Source organism: Tabrizicola aquatica, from assembly GCF_002900975.1.
Taxonomy (GTDB): Bacteria; Pseudomonadota; Alphaproteobacteria; order Rhodobacterales; family Rhodobacteraceae; genus Tabrizicola; species Tabrizicola aquatica.
This window is the reverse complement of the sequence record NZ_PJON01000005.1, coordinates 38,879-60,438: the sequence shown is the minus strand read 5'-3', so window position 1 is coordinate 60,438 and position 21,560 is coordinate 38,879. Positions and strand designations below refer to the sequence as shown.

The following is a 21,560-nucleotide window of genomic DNA, read 5'->3' as shown; positions in this document are numbered from 1 at the left end:
GGTAAAGGACAAGAGGACAGCCATGGACCCGATACTCGGTACGATCATCATGTTTGCCGGTAATTTCGCGCCCAAGGGCTGGGCGTTCTGCAACGGCCAGTTGATGTCGATCTCGCAGAACTCCGCGCTGTTCTCGCTGCTTGGCGTTGCTTATGGCGGTGACGGAATAACCACCTTCGGCCTGCCGGACCTGCAGGGTCGCGTGCCGATGCATCCGGGCAACGGCAGCGGCCTCACGCCGCGCGTGCTGGGCGAAAAGGTCGGGACCGAGACCGTCACCCTTCAGGCCTCCCAGGTGCCGCCGCACAGCCACGATCTGCTCGTCGCCAACGTCGCTGGCGACAATGACCGGCCGCAGGGTGACATGCTGGCGCGCTCGCAGATATACACCGACAAGACCGATGCGACCGTGACGCTGAACGCGCTGTCCTGCGCGCCGGCCGGGGGCGGCCAGCCGCACGACAACATCCAGCCCAGCCTGTGCGTGAACTACATCATCTGCACCGAAGGGATTTATCCCTCGCGCCCCTGAACCCGCAATGTCCCTGTTGCGGTGACTGGCCGGAGGTCGACCCCCTCGCCCCGGCCCGGACCTGTAGGCCTCCCCGTGGCCTGCAGGTCCTTCTCGTTTCAGATGCTGCGCGTGGTGCCGCCGTCGACGATCAGGGTCTGACCGGTCACATAGCTGGATTCGTCGGTCAGCAGGAAGGCTGCCGCCTTCGCCTGCTCCTCGACCCGCGCGATGCGCTTCAGCGCCGCCAACTCACCGTACTTGGCCACGTCCAGGCTGTCGGTAAAGCCCGGCGCCAGGCAGTTCATCCGGATGCCCACCGGGCCATAGCGGTCCGCGTAAAGCTTGGCGAAGGACTGCACCCCCGCCCGATAGACGCACGAGGCCGGGAACCACAGCGACGGCTCCATCGCCGCATAGGTGGTGACATTCACGATCGCGCCCCCGCCCTGCGCCTCCATCACCGGCGTGACCAGCCGCGCCATCCGCACGACCGACTTCACGATCATGTCGTTGGCCAGATCCCAGTTCTCGTCGGTGATGGCCAGAAGGTCGCCCTTCGGCGGGTGGCCGGTGTGGTTCAGCACCGCATCAATGCGGCCATGCGTCGCCATGGCCAGGTCCACGACGCCTTTCAGGTCCTCGGCACTCTGCGCGACACCGCGCCGGGCCACGCCGCCCAGTTCCGCCGCCAAGGTTTCGCAGCTTTCAGACGGCGACATCAGCACCAGCGCATAGCCCCGCGCCGCCATCTCGCGCGCGACCGCAGCGCCGATCCCCCGCCCGCCGCCTGTGACCAGACAAACCTTCTGCATGACTCCACGTCCCCTGCTCGTTGCGGGGCAAACCTGTCAGAGCCGGGGACAGATGTCACCCCGAACTGCGTCATGTTCTGGAAGGGAGGATCCTGGTGGAGCAGAGGGGGATCGAACCCCTGACCTCGTCATTGCGAACGACGCGCTCTCCCAACTGAGCTACTGCCCCAAGACCTGCGCCGGTGTCTCGCGCATTGGGCGGGCGTTGTCAAGCCGGCCGGCGCGGCGATCAGCCCAGGTTCTGGCGGACAAAGGCCACGATATCGGCCGCCGGACGGGCCCCGGCCAGCCGTGCAACCTCACGCCCGTTCCGGTACAGGATCAACGCCGGGATGCCCCGGATTCCCGCCCGCGCCGAGACCTGGGGATGGTCCTCGGTGTTCAGCTTCATCAGCCGGACCCCGGGTGCCAAGGCCTTGGCCGCCTTGGCGAATTCCGGCGCCATCATCCGGCATGGGCCGCACCAGGGCGCCCAGTAATCGACCAGCACTGGCAGACCGTCGTTGCGGGTGGCCTTGTCATGCGTCGCCGCATCCAGTTCGGCCACGCGGCCATCCGCCAGGGCCGCGCCACAGACAGCGCATTTCGGCCCCTCGGCCAGCCGGTCCACCGGAACCCGGTTCCCTTGGCCGCAGTCGGGGCAAGTCAATCTCACAGCATCGGCAAGCGCCATGGCACACCTCACATCTTGTCAGCTTCGAAGATGTGCAGCTCGGCCGACGGGCGCAAGACCCTCCCGTGCTACAGTCAGAGGAAATCCTCTTCCTCGCCCGACACGTCGACACCCAGCGCCTCCAGCCCTGCTTCCAGGTTCTCGGCCAGATGCGGCATGCCCATCAGGTAATCGGCGGTGGGGGTCGTCGCCTCGGCCGTGGCAGTGGCGACGGCTTCGTCGAAATCCTCGGGCTCGAAGGCGCCGCGCCCGACCCAGGCCACGGCGGTCAGCTGCGACTTCTCATCGTCGTTCAGCCCATCGATGAAGGCGTGCAACTCGGTCGCGCCGGCGCCTGCTTCACGCGCAAGGAAGATCACTTGCACCACCGTCCGCGGGCTGATCTCAAACATGGCGCGTCTCCTTCTTCCTGTGCCCATGGTCGCCGATGCCAGCGCCCGGCGCAAGCGGCGTTCAGCCCAGCAGCCAGACGGTGCAGCCATGCGCGACCGCCCCGCCCAGCGTCGCCAGCACGACCGAGCGTCGGGCAACCCACAGCGCCAGCACCGCCAGGGTGCCGGTCACCACCGGCAGAAGGCGCAGCAGGTCCGGGGTCAGAGCGGGCAGGATCGCCGCGACGAACAAGGTGGCGATAGCGGCGGGGCCTGTCGCAGACAGGAACCGCTCCAGCCACCCGCCCGCGGCCATCCGGTCCGTCCGCGCCAGAATCGGCAGGGCGCGAAAGGCCCAGGTCGCCGCACCGGCCAGCAGCGCCACGGTCAGCAGGTCCAGGTTCATCGCCGCACCAGCCCCGCCAGCGCGCCCGCCAGCATCCCCAACAGGATGCCGCTTGTCGCGCTGATTGCCAGCGTTGCCGCCACCGTCACCAGGCCGGCCACGGCGACCACGGGCACCTGGCGGCGGCTAAGGATCGACAAGAGCAGCGCCAGGAACAAGGCCGGCAACATGAAGCCCAGCCCCGCGCTGAGGGCGGGCCACCCCTCCAGCGCGCCGCCACCGGCCACCGCGCCCACGGCCGTCCCTGCCAGCCAGCTGGCATAGGCGCCGATCCCCAGGCCGAACATGTAGCCTTCCGAGAACCGCTGCCCCCGCGCCAGCGCGCCCAGCGCCTGGCCAAAAACCTCGTCCGTCAGCCCCCAGGCCCAGGCCCAGGCATGCCGCTTGCCCGCACCCGTCCCAGCCGCGCGCATCAGGGCCGGCCCATACAGTACATGGCGCAGATTCATCGCGATCAGCGTGAAGGCCGAGACCAGCACCGGCGCGCCCGACGACAGCAGCGCCACCGCAAGGAACTGCGAGGCCCCGGCATAGATCAACAGCGACAGGGCGAACGCCTCGAGCCCGGTGAACCCGGCCTGGGTCGCCGCAACTCCGAAGGAAAAGGCGATCGGGAAATAGCCCATGGCGATCGGCAGGCTGGCCATCAGGCCGTCAAGCAAGGGTGGGCGGGTGCGGGTCATTGCGCCACGGCTAGCGCGCGGCCGGGCGGCGGTCAATGCCACGCGCCCCTTGCGGAAAGCCTGACTTGCGCGGTCCCGCCCTGCCCTGTCATGCTGCGCGGCAAACCGCAGCAACATTGGACCACCCATGCGCAAGCTTGCCCTCGCCGCCACTCTGCCTTTCATGGCCGTCCTGCCCGCCCTGGCCGAGCCGATTCAGGGCTCGGATTTCTCCACCGGCTATTGGGCCGGGGCGGCGCATACCTCCAACGGGGCCTATTCCCATTGCGACGTCTCGGTCGCCTACACCAACGGCGAGGTGCTGTGGCTTGGCCTTTACCCCGATGACACGATCTCGATCCTGTTGTCGCACCCCGAGGTCCGGTTCCAGCCCGGGCAGCAGTTCGATGTCTGGATAATGCTGGAGACCGGCCTGCCCTGGACCGGCACGGGCGAGGCCTGGGACGAAGCCTACGCCGGGATCACCTTCCGCGAGATCGTGCCCACGTCGGAATTCCTGGCCAGCGGCCAGTGGCTGCGCATGCTGGGCATCGGCATCGACGAGGCTTATGATGTGACCGGGATCGGCACCGCACTTGGCATGGCCCAGGCCTGTAACGCCAGATATTCAGGCAGCAATCCCTTTGCCACCGGCACCCAGCCCCCGGCCGGACAGCCCGCCGATGCGCCTCAGCCGCCCGCGTCTCAGCCCGAACCTCCGGCGGAAACCGCCGCTCCGGCGCTTGGCACGCCGCCGATGCCCAAGGTCCCAGACCTCAAACCCAAGACCGGCGGCGGGCTTGGCACGCGCCCGGGCGGCACCCTGGGCACGCCCGCCCCGAAGCCGGCACCTTGAAAATTCGGCCCCCGGCATCAACCGGGGGCCAAATTTCTTAAGCAAGGAATTTGAAATAACCCTTGCTCAAGGATTTTGGCTCCCTATTCCGCCGCCTCGGCATAGCTTTCGACGGGCGGGCAGGTGCAGATCAGGTTGCGGTCGCCATAGACGTTGTCGACCCGCCCAACAGGCGGCCAGTACTTGTCCACCCGGAACGACCCCGGCGGGAAGCAGCCCGTTTCGCGGCTGTATTTCCGATCCCACTCGCCCACCAGTGCCGCCACCGTGTGCGGTGCGTGGCGGAGGGGAGAGTCCTCGGCCGCAATCTCGCCGCGTTCCACCGCCCGGATCTCCTCGCGGATCGACAGCAGCGCGGTGATGAAGCGGTCGATCTCGGCCTTGGTCTCGCTCTCCGTCGGCTCCACCATCAGCGTCCCTGCCACTGGCCAGGACATGGTCGGCGCGTGGAACCCGTTGTCGATCAGGCGCTTGGCGATGTCGTCCACAGTGACGCCTGCCTCGGCAAAGGGACGGGTGTCCAGGATGCACTCATGCGCGACGCGGCCCTTGTTGCCCATGAAGAGGATCGGGTAGCTGCCTGACAACCGGGCCGCGATGTAGTTCGCGTTCAGGATCGCCACGCGGGTCGCTTGAGTCAGCCCCGGCCCGCCCATCATCAGACAGTAGGCCCAGGAGATCAGCAGGATCGACGCAGACCCGTAGGGTGCCGCCGAAACCGCACCGTCGCCCCCCGTCTCGGGATGACCCGGCAGATGTGGCGCAAGGTGGGCTTTGACGCCGATCGGCCCCATGCCCGGCCCGCCGCCGCCATGCGGGATGGCAAAGGTCTTGTGCAGGTTCAGGTGGCTGACGTCCCCGCCGATCTCACCGGGCTTCACCAAGCCGACAAGCGCGTTCATGTTCGCCCCGTCGATATAGACCTGCCCGCCGTGGTCATGGGTGATCTGGCAGATGGTCCGCACGGTCTCCTCAAAGACGCCATGCGTCGACGGATAGGTGATCATGCAGGCCGCCAGCCGGTCGCCCGCCGCCTCGGCCTTGGCGCGAAAGTCCTCGACATCCACGTCGCCGTTGGCCGAGGCCTTCACGACGACGACCTCCATCCCCGCCATTTGCGCCGAGGCCGGGTTGGTGCCGTGGGCACTGGTCGGGATCAGGCAGATCGTGCGCTGCGTGTCGCCGCGGGCGTGGTGATAGGCGAGGATGGTCAGAAGCCCCGCATATTCCCCCTGCGCGCCCGAGTTCGGCTGCATCGACATGGCGTCATAGCCGGTGATCTCGCACAGCTTGGCCGACAGGTCGCTGATGGCCTCATGGTAGCCAAGGGCCTGGTCACGTGGCGCGAAGGGGTGAAGGCTGCCGAACTCCGGCCAGGTGATCGGCATCATCTCGGCCGCAGCGTTCAGCTTCATCGTGCAGGACCCCAGCGGGATCATCGCCCGGTCCAGCGCCAGGTCGCGGTCCGACAGGCGGCGCATGTAGCGCATCATTTCCGACTCGGCCCGGTTCATGTGGAAAACCGGGTGGGTCAGATAGTCCGAGGTCCGCAGCATCTCCTCGGGGAAGCCCAGGGTGGCGCGGTGCGGCGGCACCCCGTCGATGCCAAAGGCGCGCAGGACCTTGATCAGCACGCGCTCGTCCGTCGTCTCGTCCAGGCTGATCCCGATGCGGTCATTGCCGATCTTGCGGAAGTTCAGGCCCTCGTTGCGGGCGGCCGCCAGGATACCGGCCTGACCGACACCAACCTCGACCGTGATCGTGTCGAAGAACGCCTTGGGCGCCACCTTCGCCCCCGCCGCCTTCAACGCGCGGGCCAGCCGCTGGGTCAGGAAATGCACCCGTTCCGCAATCGCGCGCAGGCCCTTCGGCCCGTGGAAGACCGCATACATCGACGCCATCACCGCCAGCAAAGCCTGCGCCGTGCAGACGTTCGACGTGGCCTTCTCGCGCCGGATATGCTGCTCGCGGGTCTGAAGGCTAAGGCGATACGCCTTCCCCCCCTGCGCGTCGATCGAGACGCCGACGATCCGCCCCGGCATCTGCCGCTTGTGCGCATCCTTCACCGCCATGAAGGCCGCATGCGGCCCGCCATAGCCCATCGGCACGCCAAACCGTTGCGCCGAACCCACGGCGATATCCGCCCCCATCGCGCCCGGCTCTTTCAGCACGCACAGCGCCAGAAGGTCGGTCGCCATGATCGCGATGGCCCCCGCCGCGTGCAAGGACGCGATGCGCTGGGTGAAGTCGATGACATGGCCATAGCTGGAGGGATACTGGAAGATCGCGCCAAAGACTTTCGAGGGGTCCAGCGCCCGGACATCATCCTCGATGATCTCGATCCCCAAGGGCATGGCGCGGGTGCGGATCACGGCGATGGTCTGCGGATGGCAGAAGCGGTCCACGAAGAAGGCCTTCGCCTTGGACTTCGCCACCCGCTCGGCCATGGTCATCGCCTCGGCCGCCGCCGTCGCCTCGTCCAGCAGGCTGGCGTTCGCCACGTCCAGCCCGGTCAGGTCGCAGACCATGGTCTGAAAGTTCAGCAGCGCCTCAAGCCTGCCTTGCGCAATCTCGGGCTGATAGGGCGTATAGGCGGTGTACCACGCCGGGTTCTCCAGGATGTTGCGCTGGATCGCCGGGGGCGTGACCGTGCCGTAATAACCCTGCCCGATCAGGCTGGTCATCACCCGGTTCTTCGCCCCGACTTCCTTCATGCGGGCCAGCAACTCATGCTCGGCCAAGGGGGCCCAGGGCAACGGCTGCGACTGCCGGATCGAGGGCGGCACCGTCTGGTCGATCAACTCATCCAGCGTGCGGATACCAACGGCGGCCAGCATCTCCTCCATCTCCACCGGAGAGGGGCCGATGTGACGGCGGTTGGCAAAGTCATAGGGGTTATAGTCGGTCGGGGTAAAACTCATGTCCTGCTCGGGGCCGCATCTGGACCCGCTCCCTTTCATCTTTGCCCAAATATCCCGGGGGGTCCGGGGGGCTGACCCCCCCGGCGCCTGCCACCGGACGCGCGATCAGCCGATCAGGTCCTGATACTCGTCCTCGTCCATGAACTGGTCGAGCACGCTCAGGTCGTCCAGCTTCATCTTGAAGAACCAGCCGGCACCCGTCGGGTCCTCGTTCACCAGGGCCGGCGCATCGGCCAGCTTCTGGTTGACCGCGACGATCTCGCCATCGACCGGGGCCAGGATGTCCGAGGCCGCCTTGACGCTTTCGATCACGCAGACCTCATCGCCCTCGGCGACCATCGTGTCGGTCTCGGGCAGTTCCACAAAGACCACATCGCCCAGCTGGGTCGCGGCGTGTTCGGTGATGCCGACGACCACGAGGTCACCCTCGACGCGCAGCCATTCATGTTCCTTGGTATACTTCATAATCGGTCCTCAGCGCTTGTAGGTTGTCGGTTGGAAAGGCATCTCGGTCACAGTCACGGGCATGCGCTTGCCGCGCACTTCGCCCAGCAAGGTGGCACCAAGCATAGCATGGGCGCGGGCCACATAGCCCATCGCAATCGGGGCATTGACGCTGGGTCCGAACCCGCCCGAGGTCACGCGGCCGACCGGCGTGCCGTCCTCGGCGAACAGCTCCACCCCCTCGCGCATCGGGGCGCGACCCTCGGGACGCAGACCCACCCGCAGGCGTTCCGGCCCCTCGGCCAGTTCCTTCAGGATGCGCGCGGCACCAGGGAAGCCACCCTCGCGCGCGCCACCGGCCTTGCGGGCCTTCTGGATCGCCCAGGTCAGGTTCGCTTCGACCGGACTGGTCGTCGTGTCGATATCATGGCCGTAAAGGCAAAGCCCCGCTTCCAGCCGAAGGCTGTCCCGCGCGCCAAGGCCGATGGGGGCAACCCCCGGCTGGGCAAGCAGCTTGCGGGCGAATGCCTCTGCCCCGGCTTCGGGGATCGAGATCTCGAACCCGTCCTCGCCGGTATAGCCCGACCGCGACACCCAGATATCCCCGAACACCCGGTGATCCATGAACCGCATCGCCGCAACGCCGGGCAAAAGGCCCGCAAGCGCCGCCTCGGCCCCCGGCCCCTGCAGGGCCAGCAGCGCACGGTCGGTCACCGGCTCTACCGAAACGCCGGGCATCCCGGCGATCATATGGGCGATATCCGCCGCCTTGCAGGCCGCATTCACCACCACATAGAGATGGTGGCCCCGGTTGGTGAACATCAGGTCATCCAGGATGCCGCCCGCATCGTTGGTGAACAGCCCATAGCGTTGCCGCCCCTCGGCCAGGCCCAGCACGTCCACCGGCATCAACGCCTCGAACGCCAGCTTCAGCTCGTCCATCGACCCCGTCGGCCGCAGGATCACCTGCCCCATGTGGGATACGTCGAACAGCCCGGCCGCAGACCGCGTGTGCAGGTGTTCCTTCATCACGCCATCCGGGTATTGCACCGGCATCCGGTAGCCCGCAAAGGGCACCATCTTGCCGCCAAGCCCTTCGTGCAGCGCATCCAGCCCCAGCAGCAAAAGCTCCGCCCCATCCAGGTCAGCCATCGCTGTCCCTCCGTCATCTCTGGCCGGAAAACGCACCGGCACCGTCAGGCAGGCAAATCCCCACCCTGCGATGCCCCCTCTGTCCTTGCGCCATTTGGCGCGCCTGAGATCGTTATCCCTTCGGCGTCCCGACCGTGCCGGGAACTCTCCAGAGTCTGTCGTCAGCTACGGTCCCTTGCGCCTGAGAGTTTACCGGGGCGGTTGCTCCTTCGGCACCTTCGGGTCTTGCGACCTTCCGGATTCTCCCGAACCTGACGCGCCTTGGGTAGCGCAAAGCCCCCCGACCGGGCAAGAGGGAATCGGAATACGACGGTATGCGACGCGGAAGCGACGGCTCAGGCCCGCCGCTCGCCCGGACTTGCGACCGGTTCAGTCTCAGGCGCGGGGTCCGGCGCAGGTCGGCCGCGGGACATGTGGACCGCGGGCGACTGGATCGCCAGAAGCGCCAGCCAGGCCGCCGCCAGTCCGAAAACCACGCCCCCCAGGGCCTGGCCGATCAGCACGCCCTCGGCCCCCCAATGCCCGCCCAGCCACAGCGCCAGCGGGATCGTCCCCACCGTGTGCCGCCCCCAGTTCACCACCGTCGACCAGAAGGGCCGGCCCAGATTGTTGCAGACCGCGTTGCCGACAAAGACCATGCCGTTGAAGAACCACAACAGTGCCAAGGGCCCGCAGAACAGATAGACCAGATCCCGCGTCAGCCCCTCGGCCTGAAAGGCATCCGCAATCGGCCCCCGCAGCGCAAACAGCAGCGCCGAGACCACCAGGATCACCAGCCCCGTAAAGATCAGCCCATCCAGAAACGCGCGCCGCACCCGGTCCATCCGACCGGCACCGAAGTTCTGCCCGATGATCGGCCCCAGCGCACCGGACAGCGCGAAGATCACCCCGAACGCGACCGGGGTCAGACGCCCCGCAATCGCCATGCCAGCCACCGCCGCCTCGCCATAGGCGCTGGTCGCCCGCGTGACGAAGGCCTGGCCCACCGGCGTCGCGACCTGAGTCAGGATCGCCGGCACCGCAATCGCCCAGATCGGCCCCATGTCGGCCATCACCTGCCCCGGGGTCGGCCGGTCAAAGCCGCCATACTGCGCCGTGATCGGCCGCAGCGCCATCCAGGCGATCACCACCCGCGCCGCGACACTGGCAATCGCCGCCCCGGTCAACTCCCAGCCCAGGCCGAAGATCAGGATCGGGTCCAGCACAGCCGTCGCCACCGCGCCCCAGACCGTCGCCATCATCGCCGCCCGCGCATCGCCATGGCTGCGCAGGATCGCGCCGCCGACCATGCCAACCATCAGCAAAGGCTGCGACGGGATGACGATCTGCAGGAAATGCACCGTCAGCGCCGCCGTCTCTCCGCTCGCGCCCAGCAAGCTTACCAGCGGCCACAGGAACGCCCAGACCACCGCCGCAAAGAACGATCCTGCAGCAAAGCTCAGCACCAGCCCGGTGGTCGCCTTCTCGCGCGCCAGGCCTGGGTCCCGCGCCCCCAGCGCCCGCGCGACCAGGGCCCCCACGGCGATGGTCATGCCGATCCCGAAACTGGTGGTGAAGAACAGGATCGCCCCGGCATAGCCGATGGCCGCCGCCAGCTCGGCCCGGCCCAGAAGTGCGATGTAGAACATATTGATCAGGTCGACGACGAACACCGCCATCAGCCCGACCGAAGAGGTCAGCGCCATCACCGACACGTGCCGGAAAAGGTTCCCTTCGACGAATTTCCCCTGCGCGCCCGGTCCAGCCATAGTATCCTCGGTCCTTGCGCCGAACTAGGCTCCGACCATTTTCTGTCCACAAATATCCTCTGGGGGTCCGGGGGGCGAAGCGCCCCCGGGGCCGGCCAAGGGATCAGAGGTTCGGCACCTTGCGCAAAAGCGGCATCACGTCCGCCATCTCCGGCCCCGCATCGCGGCCCGTCAGCGCCCGGCGCAGCGGGCGGAACAGGTCCTTACCCTTGCGCCCCGTCGCTTCCTTCACCGCTGCGGTCCATTCGCCCCAGGTCGCCGGGGTCCAGGGCTTCGGCGGCAGCAGCGCCAGCGCCTGCGCCACGAAATCGCGGTCGCCCGCGTCGATCACCGGCTCGGCCCCGTCGCGGAACAGCGCCCACCAGTCCTCAAGGTCCGCCAGCACCGTGATGTTGCCCTTGGCCACCGCCCAGAACGCCTCGGCCTCGCCCTCCGGCACGCCCAGGTCCAGCACCCGCGCCTTCACCGCCTCAAAGGGCAGCGACTGGACATGGTGGCGCGTCAGCGGGAACAGGTCCTCGGCATCGAACTTCGTTGGCGCAGCCCCGAAGGACCCCACGTCGAACCCGGCCACCAACTCGTCCATGCTGGCCGCCAGTTCCACCGGCTTCGACGACCCCAACCGCGCCATCAGGCTCAGCAGGGCCAGCGGCTCCACGCCCCTCGTCCGCAGGTCGCGCAGGGACAACACGCCCAGACGCTTGGACAATTCCTCGCCCTGCGGCCCCGTCAGCAGCGAGTGGTGCGCAAAGGTGGGGGGCACCCCGCCCAAGGCCTTCATGATCTGGATCTGCGTCGCGGTATTCGTCACATGGTCCGCGCCCCGGACGATATGGGTCACCCCCATCTCCACGTCATCCACCGACGAGGCAAAGGTATACAGCACCTGGCCATCCGCCTTGATCAGCACCGGGTCGCTTACAGATGCGGCATCAATCGAGATGTCCCCGATGATCCCGTCCTTCCACTCGATCCGCTCCTGATCCAGCTTGAAGCGCCAATAGCCCTGCCGGCCCTCGGCGCGGTAGACGTCCTTCTGCGCCTCGGTCAGGGACAGGGCCGCCCGGTCATAGACCGGGGGCTTGCCCATGTTCAGCTGCTTCTTCCGCTTCAGGTCCAGTTCGACCGGCGTCTCGAAACACTCATAGAACCGCCCTGCGGCCTTCAGCTGCTCGGCCGCCAGCGCATAGCGGTCCATGCGCTTCGACTGCTGCTCGATCCGGTCGTAGCGGATCCCAAGCCAGTCGAGGTCCGCCTTCAACCCGTCGATGTATTCCTGCTTCGACCGCTCCTGGTCGGTGTCGTCCAGCCGCAGGATGAAGGTCCCGCCGTTCTGACGCGCGATCAGGTAGTTCATCAGCGCAGTGCGCAGGTTGCCCACATGGATCCAGCCGGTGGGCGAGGGGGCGAAGCGGGTGGTGACGGTCATGGCCTTGGGCTCCTTCGAACGCCCTTCCCTGTCACAAGCCCCCGGCTTTGTCCAGTTTGCGGCGCGCAAGCCACCCTTCCGTGGCAACGCCGTCCGCGGGGCTCGATGCCCCAAGGACGGCAGCCGGCGCGGGATCGACGCCACCGAAAGTCACCCCCGCACGCCCCCTTCCCCCCGCCCGGAACCACGCCTATCTTCCGCCCATGACAAACCCGAGCCCCGACAGCATCGCCCCCTCCCTCGCCCTGATCGAGCAGCTTGCGCACGAGGCGATCTCGACCCTGCCCGCGCAATTCCGCGATCCGGCGACCCATGTCCGCCTGCGGGTCGAGGATTTCCCCGACGACGACATGGTCGAGGAGTTGGGACTCAGCGATCCGTTCGAACTGACGGGCCTTTATGAAGGCATCCCGCTGACCGAAAAATCCACGTCCGACCAGATGACCCGCCCTGATGTGGTCTGGCTTTTCCGCCGCCCGATCCTTGACGAATGGGCCGAACGCGGCAACGTCTCGTTGCAGGAACTGGTCAGCCACGTGGTCGTCCACGAACTCGCCCACCATTTCGGCTGGTCGGACGAGGACATCGCCACCATCGACCCCTGGTGGGAGTGAGCGGTCCCGCACACCCCCTGTGCAGCACCGCACCTCAACTGACGGACCCGTGACCGGACGCAGGGGCACCTCGCCCTATCCTTCCTGCACCACAACCCACAGGAGGATACATGACCACCCTGTCCCGCCGTCAGGCGCTTATCGCCGGTGCCACCATTCCCCTTGCCGCAACTTTCCTGCCCCAGGCCGTTCGCGCGCAGGAAACCATGCAAGGTTCGGGCTTCGCGCCCTGGAACCGCTTCAAGCTGGGCGGGTTCGAGGTGACCACCCTCCTCGCAGGCACCCGCGCTGGCGACAAGCCGCAGGAAACCTTCGGCACCAATGCCTCGCCCGAGGATTTCGCCGCCCTCTCGGCCGCGAACTTCATCCCCGCCGACATGACCCAGAACTTCTTCACCCCCACCGTAGTCAATACCGGGGCCGAGCTCGTGCTGTTCGACACCGGCCTTTCAGCCGAGGGCACCCTGGCCGCCCTGACTGCGGCCGGCATGACGCCCGACATGGTGGATGTCGTGGTCATCACCCACATGCACGGCGACCATATCGGCGGCTTGATGGGCGCGGATGGCACCACGCCGACCTATGCCAACGCGCGTTACGTGACCGGCTCGGTCGAGCATAACGCCGCCACCGAAGCTGGCGACGAAGGCTTCCTGAAGAACGTCGCCCCGCTGAACGACCGCTTCACCTTCCTCGACGACGGCGGCAGCCCGGTATCGGGGATCACCGCAATGGCTGCATTTGGCCACTCGCCCGGCCACATGGTCTACCAGATCGAATCCAACGGCCAGCGCCTGATGGTCACCGCTGACACCGCGAACCACTATGTCTGGTCGCTGCAACGGCCGGACTGGGAGGTGCGCTTTGACCGGGACAAGGCCGCTGCCGCAGCGACCCGCAAGGCCGTATTCGGCCAGATCGCGGCCGACCGCATCCCCTTCATCGGCTACCACATGCCCTTCCCGGGCGTCGGCTATGTCGAGGCGATGGGCGACGGCTTCCGCTACGTCCCGGCCAGCTACCAGCTTCTGCTGAACGGCTGATCCCCGGACCCAAATTCCTTAAGCTAGGAATTTGTCTAGAATCTTGATCAAGATTTTTGCCCCCGGCCATCAGCGTCGGGGGCAGTTCCATTCCGGCGCAAAGGGCTTATGATAGCGGTAACACGAACAGGTGCCGCATGACCCAAGCCCCGATCCTGACCCTGACGCTCAACCCCGCGCTCGACATGGCGACCGAGGTGCACGAGCTGATCCCCGGCCACAAGCTGCGCTGCGCCGAACCGCTTCTGGACCCCGGCGGCGGCGGTCTGAACGTCAGTCGCGCGATCAAGGCCCTGGGCGGCGACAGTCTCGCCCTCGTTGCCATCGGCGGGCTGACCGGCGACCGCCTTGCCGGATTGATCCGGGGCGAAGGGGTCACGTTCCTCTCCATCCTCGGCCCCGGCGAGACGCGCCAATCGCTGACCGTGAACGAGGCGACGACTGGCAAGCAGTACCGCTTCATGCTCCCCGGCCCGGTCTGGGGCGAGGCGGAACGCGCCCGCGTCTTTACCCTCCTGCGCGCCACCGCCCGACCCGGCGGCCTTTCGGTGATCTCCGGCAGCCAGCCCCCCGGCGTGCCCGTCGACTTCCCCGCCCAGCTAGCCGCCTCGATGCCCGAAAGCCGCGTCGTCCTCGACACCTCCGGCGCCACCCTGACCGAGGCAGTGCGCCATCCGATCCCCGGCCTTGAAGTCCTGCGCATGGACGGCCCCGAGGGCGAAGAGCTTGCCGGCAAGCCACTCCCCACGCTGTCGGACACCGCCGAATTCGCGCAGTCGCTGGTTCACAAGGGCGTGGCGAAAATCGTCATCATCGCCCGCGGCGCCGAAGGCAACGTGCTGGCTGACGCCGACCAGCGGCTCTTTTCCAAGGCGGCCAGGGTGCGGGTGAAATCCACCGTCGGCGCCGGCGACAGCTTCGTCGCAGCCTTCGTCCTGGCGCTCTCGCGCGGCCAATCCCATGCCGAGGCGCTGGCCCTCGGCTCTGCCGCCGCCTCCGCCGCCGTCACGACCGATGCCACCCAGCTGTGCCGCCCCGAGGATGTGATGCGCCTGCTGCCGGAATGCGCCGTCACGTCCGTCTAGACGCATCGGCAGCGTAGGGTGGGGTTCAACCCCACCCTACCAATGCCGCAGCCCCACCACCGCATCCCAAAAGGCGCAGGTCCAGACTCGCTCCGCTCTCATGCAGCACCGGGTCGTGAAAAGACATCGCGGAGACACCAAGCACGTCCAGACCCAGCACCAGGTTGGCCGTTACCCCACCGCACTGGCCGATCAGGGCGCGGCTTCGGCCGGTGCCCCTTCCGCCGGTGCCGTCGCATCGGCGGGCGCTTCAGGCGTCCCTTCCGGTGGTGCCGTCAGAATCCCATTCTGCCAGATCCCCGCCGCCACCTCGCCCGACGGATAGGTCATCTCGCCCTGCCCTTCGCGCCGGCCGGCCTTGAACTGGCCCACATAGACCTCGCCACCCGGATAGGTTGCCGTGCCCTGACCCTCCATCTGCCCGGCCACCCACTGGCCGACATAGCGGAAGCCTTCGGTCGTCGAGAACTCGCCTTCGCCATGGCGCAGCCCGGCCTTGAACCCGCCCTTGTACAGGCTGCCGTCGGGATAGACCGCGGCACCCAGGCCCTCGCGCTGGCCGTCCAGCCAGTCGCCCTCATAGCGATAGCCGTCGGGATAGGTCATCACCCCCACGCCCTGCGGGCGGGCATTGCGGAAAGCGCCCTCATAAACCCGGCCACCGGCATAGCTGGCCCGGCCCTGCCCGGCGATCAGGCCCTTGTCCCAGTTGCCCTGATAGGTCGTGCCATCGGGATAAGTGATCGCCCCCTGCCCATGCGGCTGATCCGCCAGCATCGCCCCGATATAGACCGACCCGTCGGGATAGGTGATCGAACCGGTGCCCTCCATCCGGCCCTCGACCCAGGTGCCCTCGTATTTGAACCCGTCCGCGGCAGTGAATGTGCCCTGCCCGTGGCGGCGGTCCTTCTGCCACTGGCCGTCATAGAGATCGCCGCTCTTGTGCGTCAGCACCCCGCGCCCCTCGCGCTGGCCGTTGACGAAGGCGCCCTCATAGACATCGCCATTGGGCTGCACCAACCGGCCCTGGCCGTTGATCTGACCCTCGGCCCAATCCCCCTCATAGACCAGACCGTCCGGCATTGTCAGCTTGCCCTTGCCGGACCGCTGGCCGGCCGCCAGCGTGCCCTCATAGGTCGCGCCATCTGGATAGGTGATCTTGCCCGTGCCTTCCTTGACGCCCAGGACCCAGCCGCCCTCATAGGTATAGCCCGAGGGGTTGGTCTGCTTGCCCTGCCCGTCATGCTGACCGCGTACGAAGCCGCCCTCATAGACCGCCCCATTGGCATAGCGGGCCACGCCCTGCCCGGTCATCTGGCCCTGAACCCAGTCGCCCTCATAAGTCCGCCCGTCCGGCGCGGTGATCCGGCCCTTGCCCTCGGGCTGGCCCTTCACGAAGGCGCCCTCGTAGATCGACCCGTTCGGATAACGGGCGGTGCCGACCCCGGTAATCTCGCCCTCGACCCACTCGCCGCTGTATTCAAAGCCCGAGGGCAGCCGGTACGTCCCCATCCCGTGCTGCCGGCCGTTCAAGAAGGTGCCTTCATAGACCGAGCCGTCGTCATACTGCTTGGTGACGATATCGCCGTCCTGGGCAAGCGCGGGCAGGACAAGGGCGGGCAGGGCAAGCAGGGACACGAGAACGACAAGGCGACGCATGGACGAATCCCCGAACAGTTTGCCGGGCAGCGTAAGGGGGCCGCACTGGGGTGACAAGCGCGGGCACCTCCTCGTTCGACTTCGTCTCCTCGTCGGGGCGCACCCGCGCGCAAAGGCCACCTCATTGCGCACAGTGCCATACCCGCCGACTCCTTTTGCTGAAATGGTGCGCCGTCGCCGTCAGCGAGGAGTGACGAAGTCATCGACGAGCGGTTCCATCCCCGACGATCCCGTCCTACAAGGACAGGAACGGAGGCTCTCGCATGACCGATACGTTCAAGATGATGCTGGCGCAGTTGAACCCGGTGGTGGGCGACATCCCCGGGAATATCGCCCGCGCGCATGCCGCCTGGCAGGCCGGTCGCGCCGCCAAGGCCGACATGGTCGCCCTGACCGAGATGTTCGTCACCGGCTACCAGACCCAGGACCTGATCCTGAAACCCGCCTTCGTCACCGACGCCATCCGCGCGGTCGAGGCGCTGGCCGCCGACTGTGCCGATGGCCCGGCGCTTGGCATCGGCGGGCCAGTGCGCCTGGGCGGCAGGCTTTACAACGGCTACTACGTCTTGCAGGGCGGCAAGGTCCATGCCCGGGTCCTCAAGCACCACCTGCCGAACGACGCGGTCTTTGACGAAAAGCGCGTCTTTGCCTCGGCCGATGTGCATGGGCCCTATGTCATCAACGGCGTCCGCATCGGCACGCCGATCTGCGAGGACGCCTGGCACCCGGACGTGGCCGAAACCCTGGCCGAGACCGGGGCCGAGATCCTGCTGATCCCGAACGGCAGTCCTTATCATCGCGGCAAGCCGAACCTGCGGCTGAACCTCATGGTCTCGCGCGTGGTCGAAACCGGCCTGCCTCTGGTCTACCTGAACATGGTCGGCGGCCAGGATGACCAGGTCTTTGACGGCTCCTCAATGGTGCTGAACCCCGGCGGACGGCTGGCCGCGCAGCTGCCGCAATTCGACGAGGCCGAGGTGATGGTCACCTTCCGCCGCACCGCCGATGGCTGGCAGGCCGACCCGGGCGAGATCCACGAAATCCCCCCGATCGGCGAGGCGGACTATCGCGCCTGCGTCCTGGGCCTGGGCGACTACATGCGCAAGACCGGCTTCCGCAAGGCGGTGCTGGGCCTTTCCGGCGGGATCGACAGCGCCATCGTCGCCGCCATGGCCGTGGATGCCCTGGGACCCGAGAATGTGCGCTGCGTGATGCTGCCCAGCGAATTCACCAGCGCCCATTCGCTGGAAGATGCCACCGCCGCCGCCCGTGCGCTTGGCTGCCGGCTGGACACGGTCCCGATCACCGGCGCGCAAGCCGCCGTGGGGGCGGCGCTGGGCCCGCTCTTTGCCGGCACCGAACCCGGGATCACCGAGGAGAACATCCAGTCCCGCCTGCGCGGCCTGCTTCTGATGGCGCTCTCGAACAAGTTCGGCGAGATGCTCCTGACCACCGGCAACAAGTCCGAGATGGCGGTGGGCTACTGCACGATCTACGGCGACATGAACGGCGGCTACAACCCGGTCAAGGACATGTACAAGACCCGCATGTTCCTGACCGCCCGCTGGCGCAACGAACACCACCGCCCCTGGATGAAAGGCCCCGCCGGCGAGGTGATCCCCCAGCGGATCATCGACAAGCCCCCCTCGGCCGAGCTGCGCGCGAACCAGACCGACCAGGACAGCCTGCCGCCCTACGAAGTGCTGGACGCGATCCTGGAAGGACTGGTGGAAAAGGACCTGTCCGTGGCCGAGATCGTGGCCCAGGGCTTCGACCATGCGACCGTGAAGAAGGTGGAACACCTGCTTTACCTGGCCGAATACAAGCGCTTCCAGTCCGCCCCCGGGGTCCGGCTGACGCAAAAGTCGTTCTGGCTTGACCGCCGCTACCCCATCGCGAACCGCTGGCGCGACAATGGCTGAGGCTTCGGCGGCTGACGCTTCGGCCGAGATCGTCGTCGTCAACCGCTATAGCCTGCGCGATGCGCAGGCGTTCGCTTCGGCGGCGACGGCCCTTGCGGCGCGGGTGCGCGACCAGGGGGACCCGGGGGTGCTAAGCTACCGGTTCCACTGTTCCGACCAGACGACCGCCTGGGCCGTCGTCCGCTATGCCGATGCCGCGGCCTGGATCGGCCACCACGACCTCGCCATGGCCTGGCCCGAGATGGCCGCCCTCCGCGCCGCCGCCGATCTGGACGAGGTGCTGCTTGCCTGCGAACCGACCGCCGAGATGCAGGACTGGATCGACCGCCTGACCCTGCGCCCCCGCCTGCGCAGCCTCGGCCACCCGGTCGCGGGCTTCCAACGGTAAGGTGGGCGTATCGCCCACCTTACGCCCGCGCGGGCGGAGAGGCTGGCCCGCACTTTACCAGGGCCTGAACGGAAATGTCCGCCCAAGCGTCGCTACCAGCCTCGGTTTGGGGTGCAGATTGGCTGCGAACAGACGGCCGAACGTCCGCGCTTGGATCGACCGCACCAACAGTCATCCCCGCCCCCGCAGCCGGGCCACCTCCCTGTCGCGGGGTGGCGCCTATCTTCCCTGTGTCCATGCCTCGGACGCAAGGACGCCGCCACCGGACGCGGGCACCAGACTGCAGCCAAGACCACGACGTACCGGGCAATCCGGGCGTAGGGTGGGCGATCCGCCCACCTCTCCCGCTTACACCACCTCGCCCGCCTCCAACCGCGCCAGCACCGCCTCAGCCCCGGCCAGCACCGCGTTCCGGTGCCCCTCGGCCATCGCGTCCCAAACCCGGTACATCTGCGCCATCCGTGGGTTCGCCCGGAACCTATCCCGGTGGCGGTCCAGGAAGTGCCAGTACAGCAGGTTGAACGGACAGGCCCTGTCCCCGACCTTTTCCTTCACCCGGTACCGGCACGCCCCGCAATGGTCCGACATCCGGTCGATATAGGCCCCGCTCGAGACATAGGGCTTCGACCCCAGAAGCCCCCCATCCGCGAACTGGCTCATCCCCAGCGTATTCGGCGCCTCCACCCATTCGAAGGCATCGACATAGACCGACAGATACCACTCATGCACCTGCCCCGGGTCCGCCCCCGCCAGCAGCGCAAAGTTCCCTGTCACCATCAACCGCTGAATGTGGTGCGCATAGGCCAGGTCCCGGGTCTGCCCCACGGCGGCCCTCATGCAGGCCATCCCCGTCTCCGCGCCCCAATACACCCCTGGCAACGCCCGGGAATGCCCCAGCGCGTTCCCCTCCAGATAGGCCGGCCCCTTCAGCGCCCAGATCCCCCGCACATATTCCCGCCAGCCGATCACCTGCCGGATGAACCCCTCTGCTGCCTGGATCGGCACCCGCCCCGCCTTCCAAGCCGCCTCCACGGCAAGGCAAACCTCCATAGGCCCCAGAAGCCCGATGTTCAGATACGGAGAGATCACCGCATGGGAAAGGAACCCCTCCCCCTCCAGCATCGCATCCTGCTCTTCGCCGAACCGGGGCAACCGCTCCTCGACAAACTCGCGCAGCGCCGCCAACGCCCCCGCCCGATCCGTCGCCCAGCGAAACGGCCGCAACCGCCCGAAATGGGCAAACCGCGCCGCCACCAGGGCCAGAACTTCCTCCACCACCGCATCCGGCGCGAAATCGCGGGGCCGAGGCCGCAGCAGATCGGACTTGGCAGGCTTGCGGTTGTCGTGGTCGAAGTTCCACTGCCCGCCGACGGGCTGGCCCCCCTCCATCAAGAGACCGGTCTTTCGCCGCATCTCGCGATAGAACCACTCCATCCGCAACTGCTTGCGCCCCTCGGCCCAGGCGGCGAACTCGGCCTCGGAACACAGGAACCGGTCATCCTCCAGCACCCGCACCGGCACCGGCAATGCCTCCAGGTCGCGCAAGAGCCGCCACTCGCCCGGCTTGGTGGCCAGCACCTCCGACGCGCCGAACTCAGCGGCCCGCCGCAACAATTCGCCCGGGATCGTCTGCGCGTTCCCGGGGTCGTCCAGCCGCGAATAGGCGACCCGCCAGCCCTCGGCCTCCAGCCCGGCCGCGAATTTCCGCATCGCCGCCAGGATCAACGCGATCTTCTGGGGATGGTGCGGAACGCTGGCCCCCTCGCCCATCACCTCGGCCATGACCACCACGTCGCGCGCCTTGTCTGCCGCTTTCAGCGCCGCGATGTCGGGGGTCAGCTGGTCGCCAAGGACAAGAACCAGCCTCACCACGGCACCCGCGCCCCAGACCAGTCGAAGAACCCGCCCGTGTCGGCCACCGTCAGCCCGTCCAGCACCCGCAAAAGATTGCCCGCCGCCGCCTCGGGCGTCACCGTCTCGCGCCCCTTGTGGAACTCCGCGCCAAAGCCGGTGTCCACCGTGCCCGGATGCAGCGTCACGCAGATCGCCTCGCGGTGACTGCGCGCCACCTCGATCGCCGCCGTGTGGACCAACTGGTTCAGCGCCGCCTTCGAGGCGCGATAGGAATACCAGCCCCCCAGCGCATTGTCCCCGATTGACCCCACCCGCGCCGAAAGTGCCGCAAAAACCGATCGCCCCTCGCGCGGCATCAGCCGCAGCGCATGCTTCAGGACCAGCGCCGGCCCTGCGGCGTTCAGCGCGAACTGCGCCGCCAACTGCCCCGCATCCAAGGCCCGCAGCGATTTCTCCGGCCCCCGCCCCTCCGGCGCCAGTGCCCCGGTCGCCACCAGCACCAGATCGAAGGGCCCCTCCAGCGCCCCAAAGACCCGCGCGACCGAGGCCTCATCCGTCACGTCCAGCCCATCGCCCGACCGCGACAGCCCCACCACCTCGCCCCGCCTCCGCAAGGCTGCACCCAAGGCCGCGCCGATCCCGCCCGACGCCCCCACAACCAATGCCCGCAAGACCAGCTCCTTCGCTTTTCCCGACAGATAGCGCCCGCCCGACCCGCGCCCATGCTTTCTCTTCTGCAAATATCCCCGCCGGAGGCTCCGCACCGAAAACCCGCGCAACCGCCGCAGGATCATCCCCCGGCAGCGCCGTCCGCGGGGGCTCGATGCCCCCAAGGACGGCACCCCGCTCAAGAAAATCCCCCTTCCCTTCCGGCGATTCCGCCGTATAGTCCGGCCCATGACCAAGGGACGCCACATCCACTCCACCGCCGGGGCCGCCAGCCTCGCGCTGCCCCTTGGCCTTCTCCTTCTTAGCCGCCTCTGAGCGTGCCCCCGGGCGCGACCGCT

20 protein-coding genes, 1 tRNA gene and 1 riboswitch are annotated in these 21,560 nt (G+C 67.6%); of the genes, 7 read left to right on the top strand and 14 right to left on the bottom strand.

Going from position 1 to position 21,560, the window contains the following annotated elements:
• Nucleotides 1-22 precede the first annotated feature (22 nt).
• Nucleotides 23-532: a phage tail protein gene (locus CXR42_RS16570; RefSeq protein WP_103258709.1), complete on the top strand. Its 510-nt coding sequence runs from the start codon at nucleotides 23-25 to the stop codon at nucleotides 530-532.
• 98 nt (nucleotides 533-630) lie between these two features.
• On the opposite strand, the gene CXR42_RS16565 is transcribed toward CXR42_RS16570, so the two are convergent.
• From CXR42_RS16565 to CXR42_RS16540, 6 genes are all read right to left on the bottom strand, one after another.
• A complete protein-coding gene (locus tag CXR42_RS16565) occupies nucleotides 631-1,326 on the bottom strand; it encodes an SDR family oxidoreductase (RefSeq protein WP_103258708.1) in 696 nt (231 codons plus the stop codon).
• Between the two features lie 93 nt (nucleotides 1,327-1,419).
• Nucleotides 1,420-1,495, bottom strand: a tRNA-Ala gene (locus tag CXR42_RS16560).
• Nucleotides 1,496-1,555: 60 nt separating this feature from the next.
• Nucleotides 1,556-1,999, bottom strand: coding sequence for a thioredoxin TrxC (gene trxC, locus CXR42_RS16555; RefSeq protein ID WP_103258707.1), 444 nt, complete (start codon nucleotides 1,997-1,999; stop codon nucleotides 1,556-1,558).
• Between the two features lie 74 nt (nucleotides 2,000-2,073).
• The gene (locus CXR42_RS16550) at nucleotides 2,074-2,391 is read right to left on the bottom strand and encodes a DUF3775 domain-containing protein (protein WP_103258706.1); all 318 of its coding nucleotides are present in this window, start codon (nucleotides 2,389-2,391) and stop codon (nucleotides 2,074-2,076) included.
• A 61-nt stretch (nucleotides 2,392-2,452) separates the two neighbouring features.
• Entirely contained in the window at nucleotides 2,453-2,776 is a 324-nt protein-coding gene (locus tag CXR42_RS16545) for an AzlD domain-containing protein (protein ID WP_103258705.1), read from the bottom strand.
• On the bottom strand, nucleotides 2,773-3,459 hold the full coding sequence (locus CXR42_RS16540; RefSeq protein ID WP_103258704.1) for an AzlC family ABC transporter permease: 687 nt from the start codon (nucleotides 3,457-3,459) through the stop codon (nucleotides 2,773-2,775). The genes CXR42_RS16545 and CXR42_RS16540 overlap by 4 nt, the downstream gene beginning before the upstream one ends.
• 127 nt (nucleotides 3,460-3,586) lie before the next feature.
• Between CXR42_RS16540 and CXR42_RS16535 the strand changes: the two genes are divergently transcribed.
• Nucleotides 3,587-4,294, top strand: coding sequence for a hypothetical protein (locus tag CXR42_RS16535; protein WP_103258703.1), 708 nt, complete (start codon nucleotides 3,587-3,589; stop codon nucleotides 4,292-4,294).
• A gap of 83 nt (nucleotides 4,295-4,377) precedes the next feature.
• Here the strand turns inward: CXR42_RS16535 and gcvP are convergent, their stop codons facing one another.
• The 5 genes from gcvP to gltX all read right to left on the bottom strand — a co-directional run bounded on the left by gcvP (nucleotide 4,378) and on the right by gltX (nucleotide 11,988).
• Entirely contained in the window at nucleotides 4,378-7,215 is a 2,838-nt protein-coding gene (gcvP, locus tag CXR42_RS16530; RefSeq protein WP_103258702.1) for an aminomethyl-transferring glycine dehydrogenase, read from the bottom strand.
• Nucleotides 7,216-7,320: 105 nt separating this feature from the next.
• A complete protein-coding gene (gene gcvH / locus CXR42_RS16525; protein WP_103258701.1) occupies nucleotides 7,321-7,680 on the bottom strand; it encodes a glycine cleavage system protein GcvH in 360 nt (119 codons plus the stop codon).
• A 9-nt stretch (nucleotides 7,681-7,689) separates the two neighbouring features.
• The gene (gene gcvT / locus CXR42_RS16520; RefSeq protein WP_103258700.1) at nucleotides 7,690-8,811 is read right to left on the bottom strand and encodes a glycine cleavage system aminomethyltransferase GcvT; all 1,122 of its coding nucleotides are present in this window, start codon (nucleotides 8,809-8,811) and stop codon (nucleotides 7,690-7,692) included.
• Nucleotides 8,812-8,969: 158 nt separating this feature from the next.
• A riboswitch (glycine riboswitch) is annotated at nucleotides 8,970-9,069 on the bottom strand.
• 77 nt (nucleotides 9,070-9,146) lie between these two features.
• Nucleotides 9,147-10,559, bottom strand: a complete 1,413-nt coding sequence (locus CXR42_RS16515) for an MATE family efflux transporter (protein WP_245875473.1) — start codon at nucleotides 10,557-10,559, stop codon at nucleotides 9,147-9,149.
• Nucleotides 10,560-10,662: 103 nt separating this feature from the next.
• The gene (gltX, locus tag CXR42_RS16510) at nucleotides 10,663-11,988 is read right to left on the bottom strand and encodes a glutamate--tRNA ligase (protein ID WP_103258699.1); all 1,326 of its coding nucleotides are present in this window, start codon (nucleotides 11,986-11,988) and stop codon (nucleotides 10,663-10,665) included.
• Between the two features lie 203 nt (nucleotides 11,989-12,191).
• Between gltX and CXR42_RS16505 the strand changes: the two genes are divergently transcribed.
• The 3 genes from CXR42_RS16505 (at nucleotide 12,192) to CXR42_RS16495 (ending at nucleotide 14,730) form a co-directional block, all read left to right on the top strand.
• Entirely contained in the window at nucleotides 12,192-12,602 is a 411-nt protein-coding gene (locus CXR42_RS16505; protein ID WP_103258698.1) for a metallopeptidase family protein, read from the top strand.
• A gap of 110 nt (nucleotides 12,603-12,712) precedes the next feature.
• Nucleotides 12,713-13,645: an MBL fold metallo-hydrolase gene (locus CXR42_RS16500; RefSeq protein WP_103258697.1), complete on the top strand. Its 933-nt coding sequence runs from the start codon at nucleotides 12,713-12,715 to the stop codon at nucleotides 13,643-13,645.
• A 137-nt stretch (nucleotides 13,646-13,782) separates the two neighbouring features.
• The gene (locus CXR42_RS16495; RefSeq protein ID WP_103258696.1) at nucleotides 13,783-14,730 is read left to right on the top strand and encodes a 1-phosphofructokinase family hexose kinase; all 948 of its coding nucleotides are present in this window, start codon (nucleotides 13,783-13,785) and stop codon (nucleotides 14,728-14,730) included.
• A 192-nt stretch (nucleotides 14,731-14,922) separates the two neighbouring features.
• On the opposite strand, the gene CXR42_RS16490 is transcribed toward CXR42_RS16495, so the two are convergent.
• A complete protein-coding gene (locus CXR42_RS16490; protein ID WP_103258695.1) occupies nucleotides 14,923-16,389 on the bottom strand; it encodes an MORN repeat-containing protein in 1,467 nt (488 codons plus the stop codon).
• Nucleotides 16,390-16,652: 263 nt separating this feature from the next.
• Here CXR42_RS16490 and CXR42_RS16485 point away from each other — a divergent pair, with 263 nt between their 5' ends.
• Nucleotides 16,653-18,311 (top strand): NAD+ synthase, encoded by a 1,659-nt coding sequence (locus tag CXR42_RS16485; RefSeq protein WP_103258694.1) that lies wholly within the window; start codon nucleotides 16,653-16,655, stop codon nucleotides 18,309-18,311.
• Complete coding sequence (locus CXR42_RS16480) at nucleotides 18,304-18,699, top strand: hypothetical protein (RefSeq protein WP_103258693.1); 396 nt, start codon at nucleotides 18,304-18,306, stop codon at nucleotides 18,697-18,699. The genes CXR42_RS16485 and CXR42_RS16480 overlap by 8 nt, the downstream gene beginning before the upstream one ends.
• Nucleotides 18,700-19,047: 348 nt before the next feature.
• Here CXR42_RS16480 and CXR42_RS16475 read toward each other — a convergent pair whose 3' ends face one another.
• Nucleotides 19,048-20,571 (bottom strand): cryptochrome/photolyase family protein, encoded by a 1,524-nt coding sequence (locus CXR42_RS16475; RefSeq protein ID WP_103258692.1) that lies wholly within the window; start codon nucleotides 20,569-20,571, stop codon nucleotides 19,048-19,050.
• Nucleotides 20,565-21,224 (bottom strand): SDR family oxidoreductase, encoded by a 660-nt coding sequence (locus tag CXR42_RS16470; RefSeq protein ID WP_103258912.1) that lies wholly within the window; start codon nucleotides 21,222-21,224, stop codon nucleotides 20,565-20,567. The genes CXR42_RS16475 and CXR42_RS16470 overlap by 7 nt, the downstream gene beginning before the upstream one ends.
• Nucleotides 21,225-21,560 lie beyond the last annotated feature (336 nt).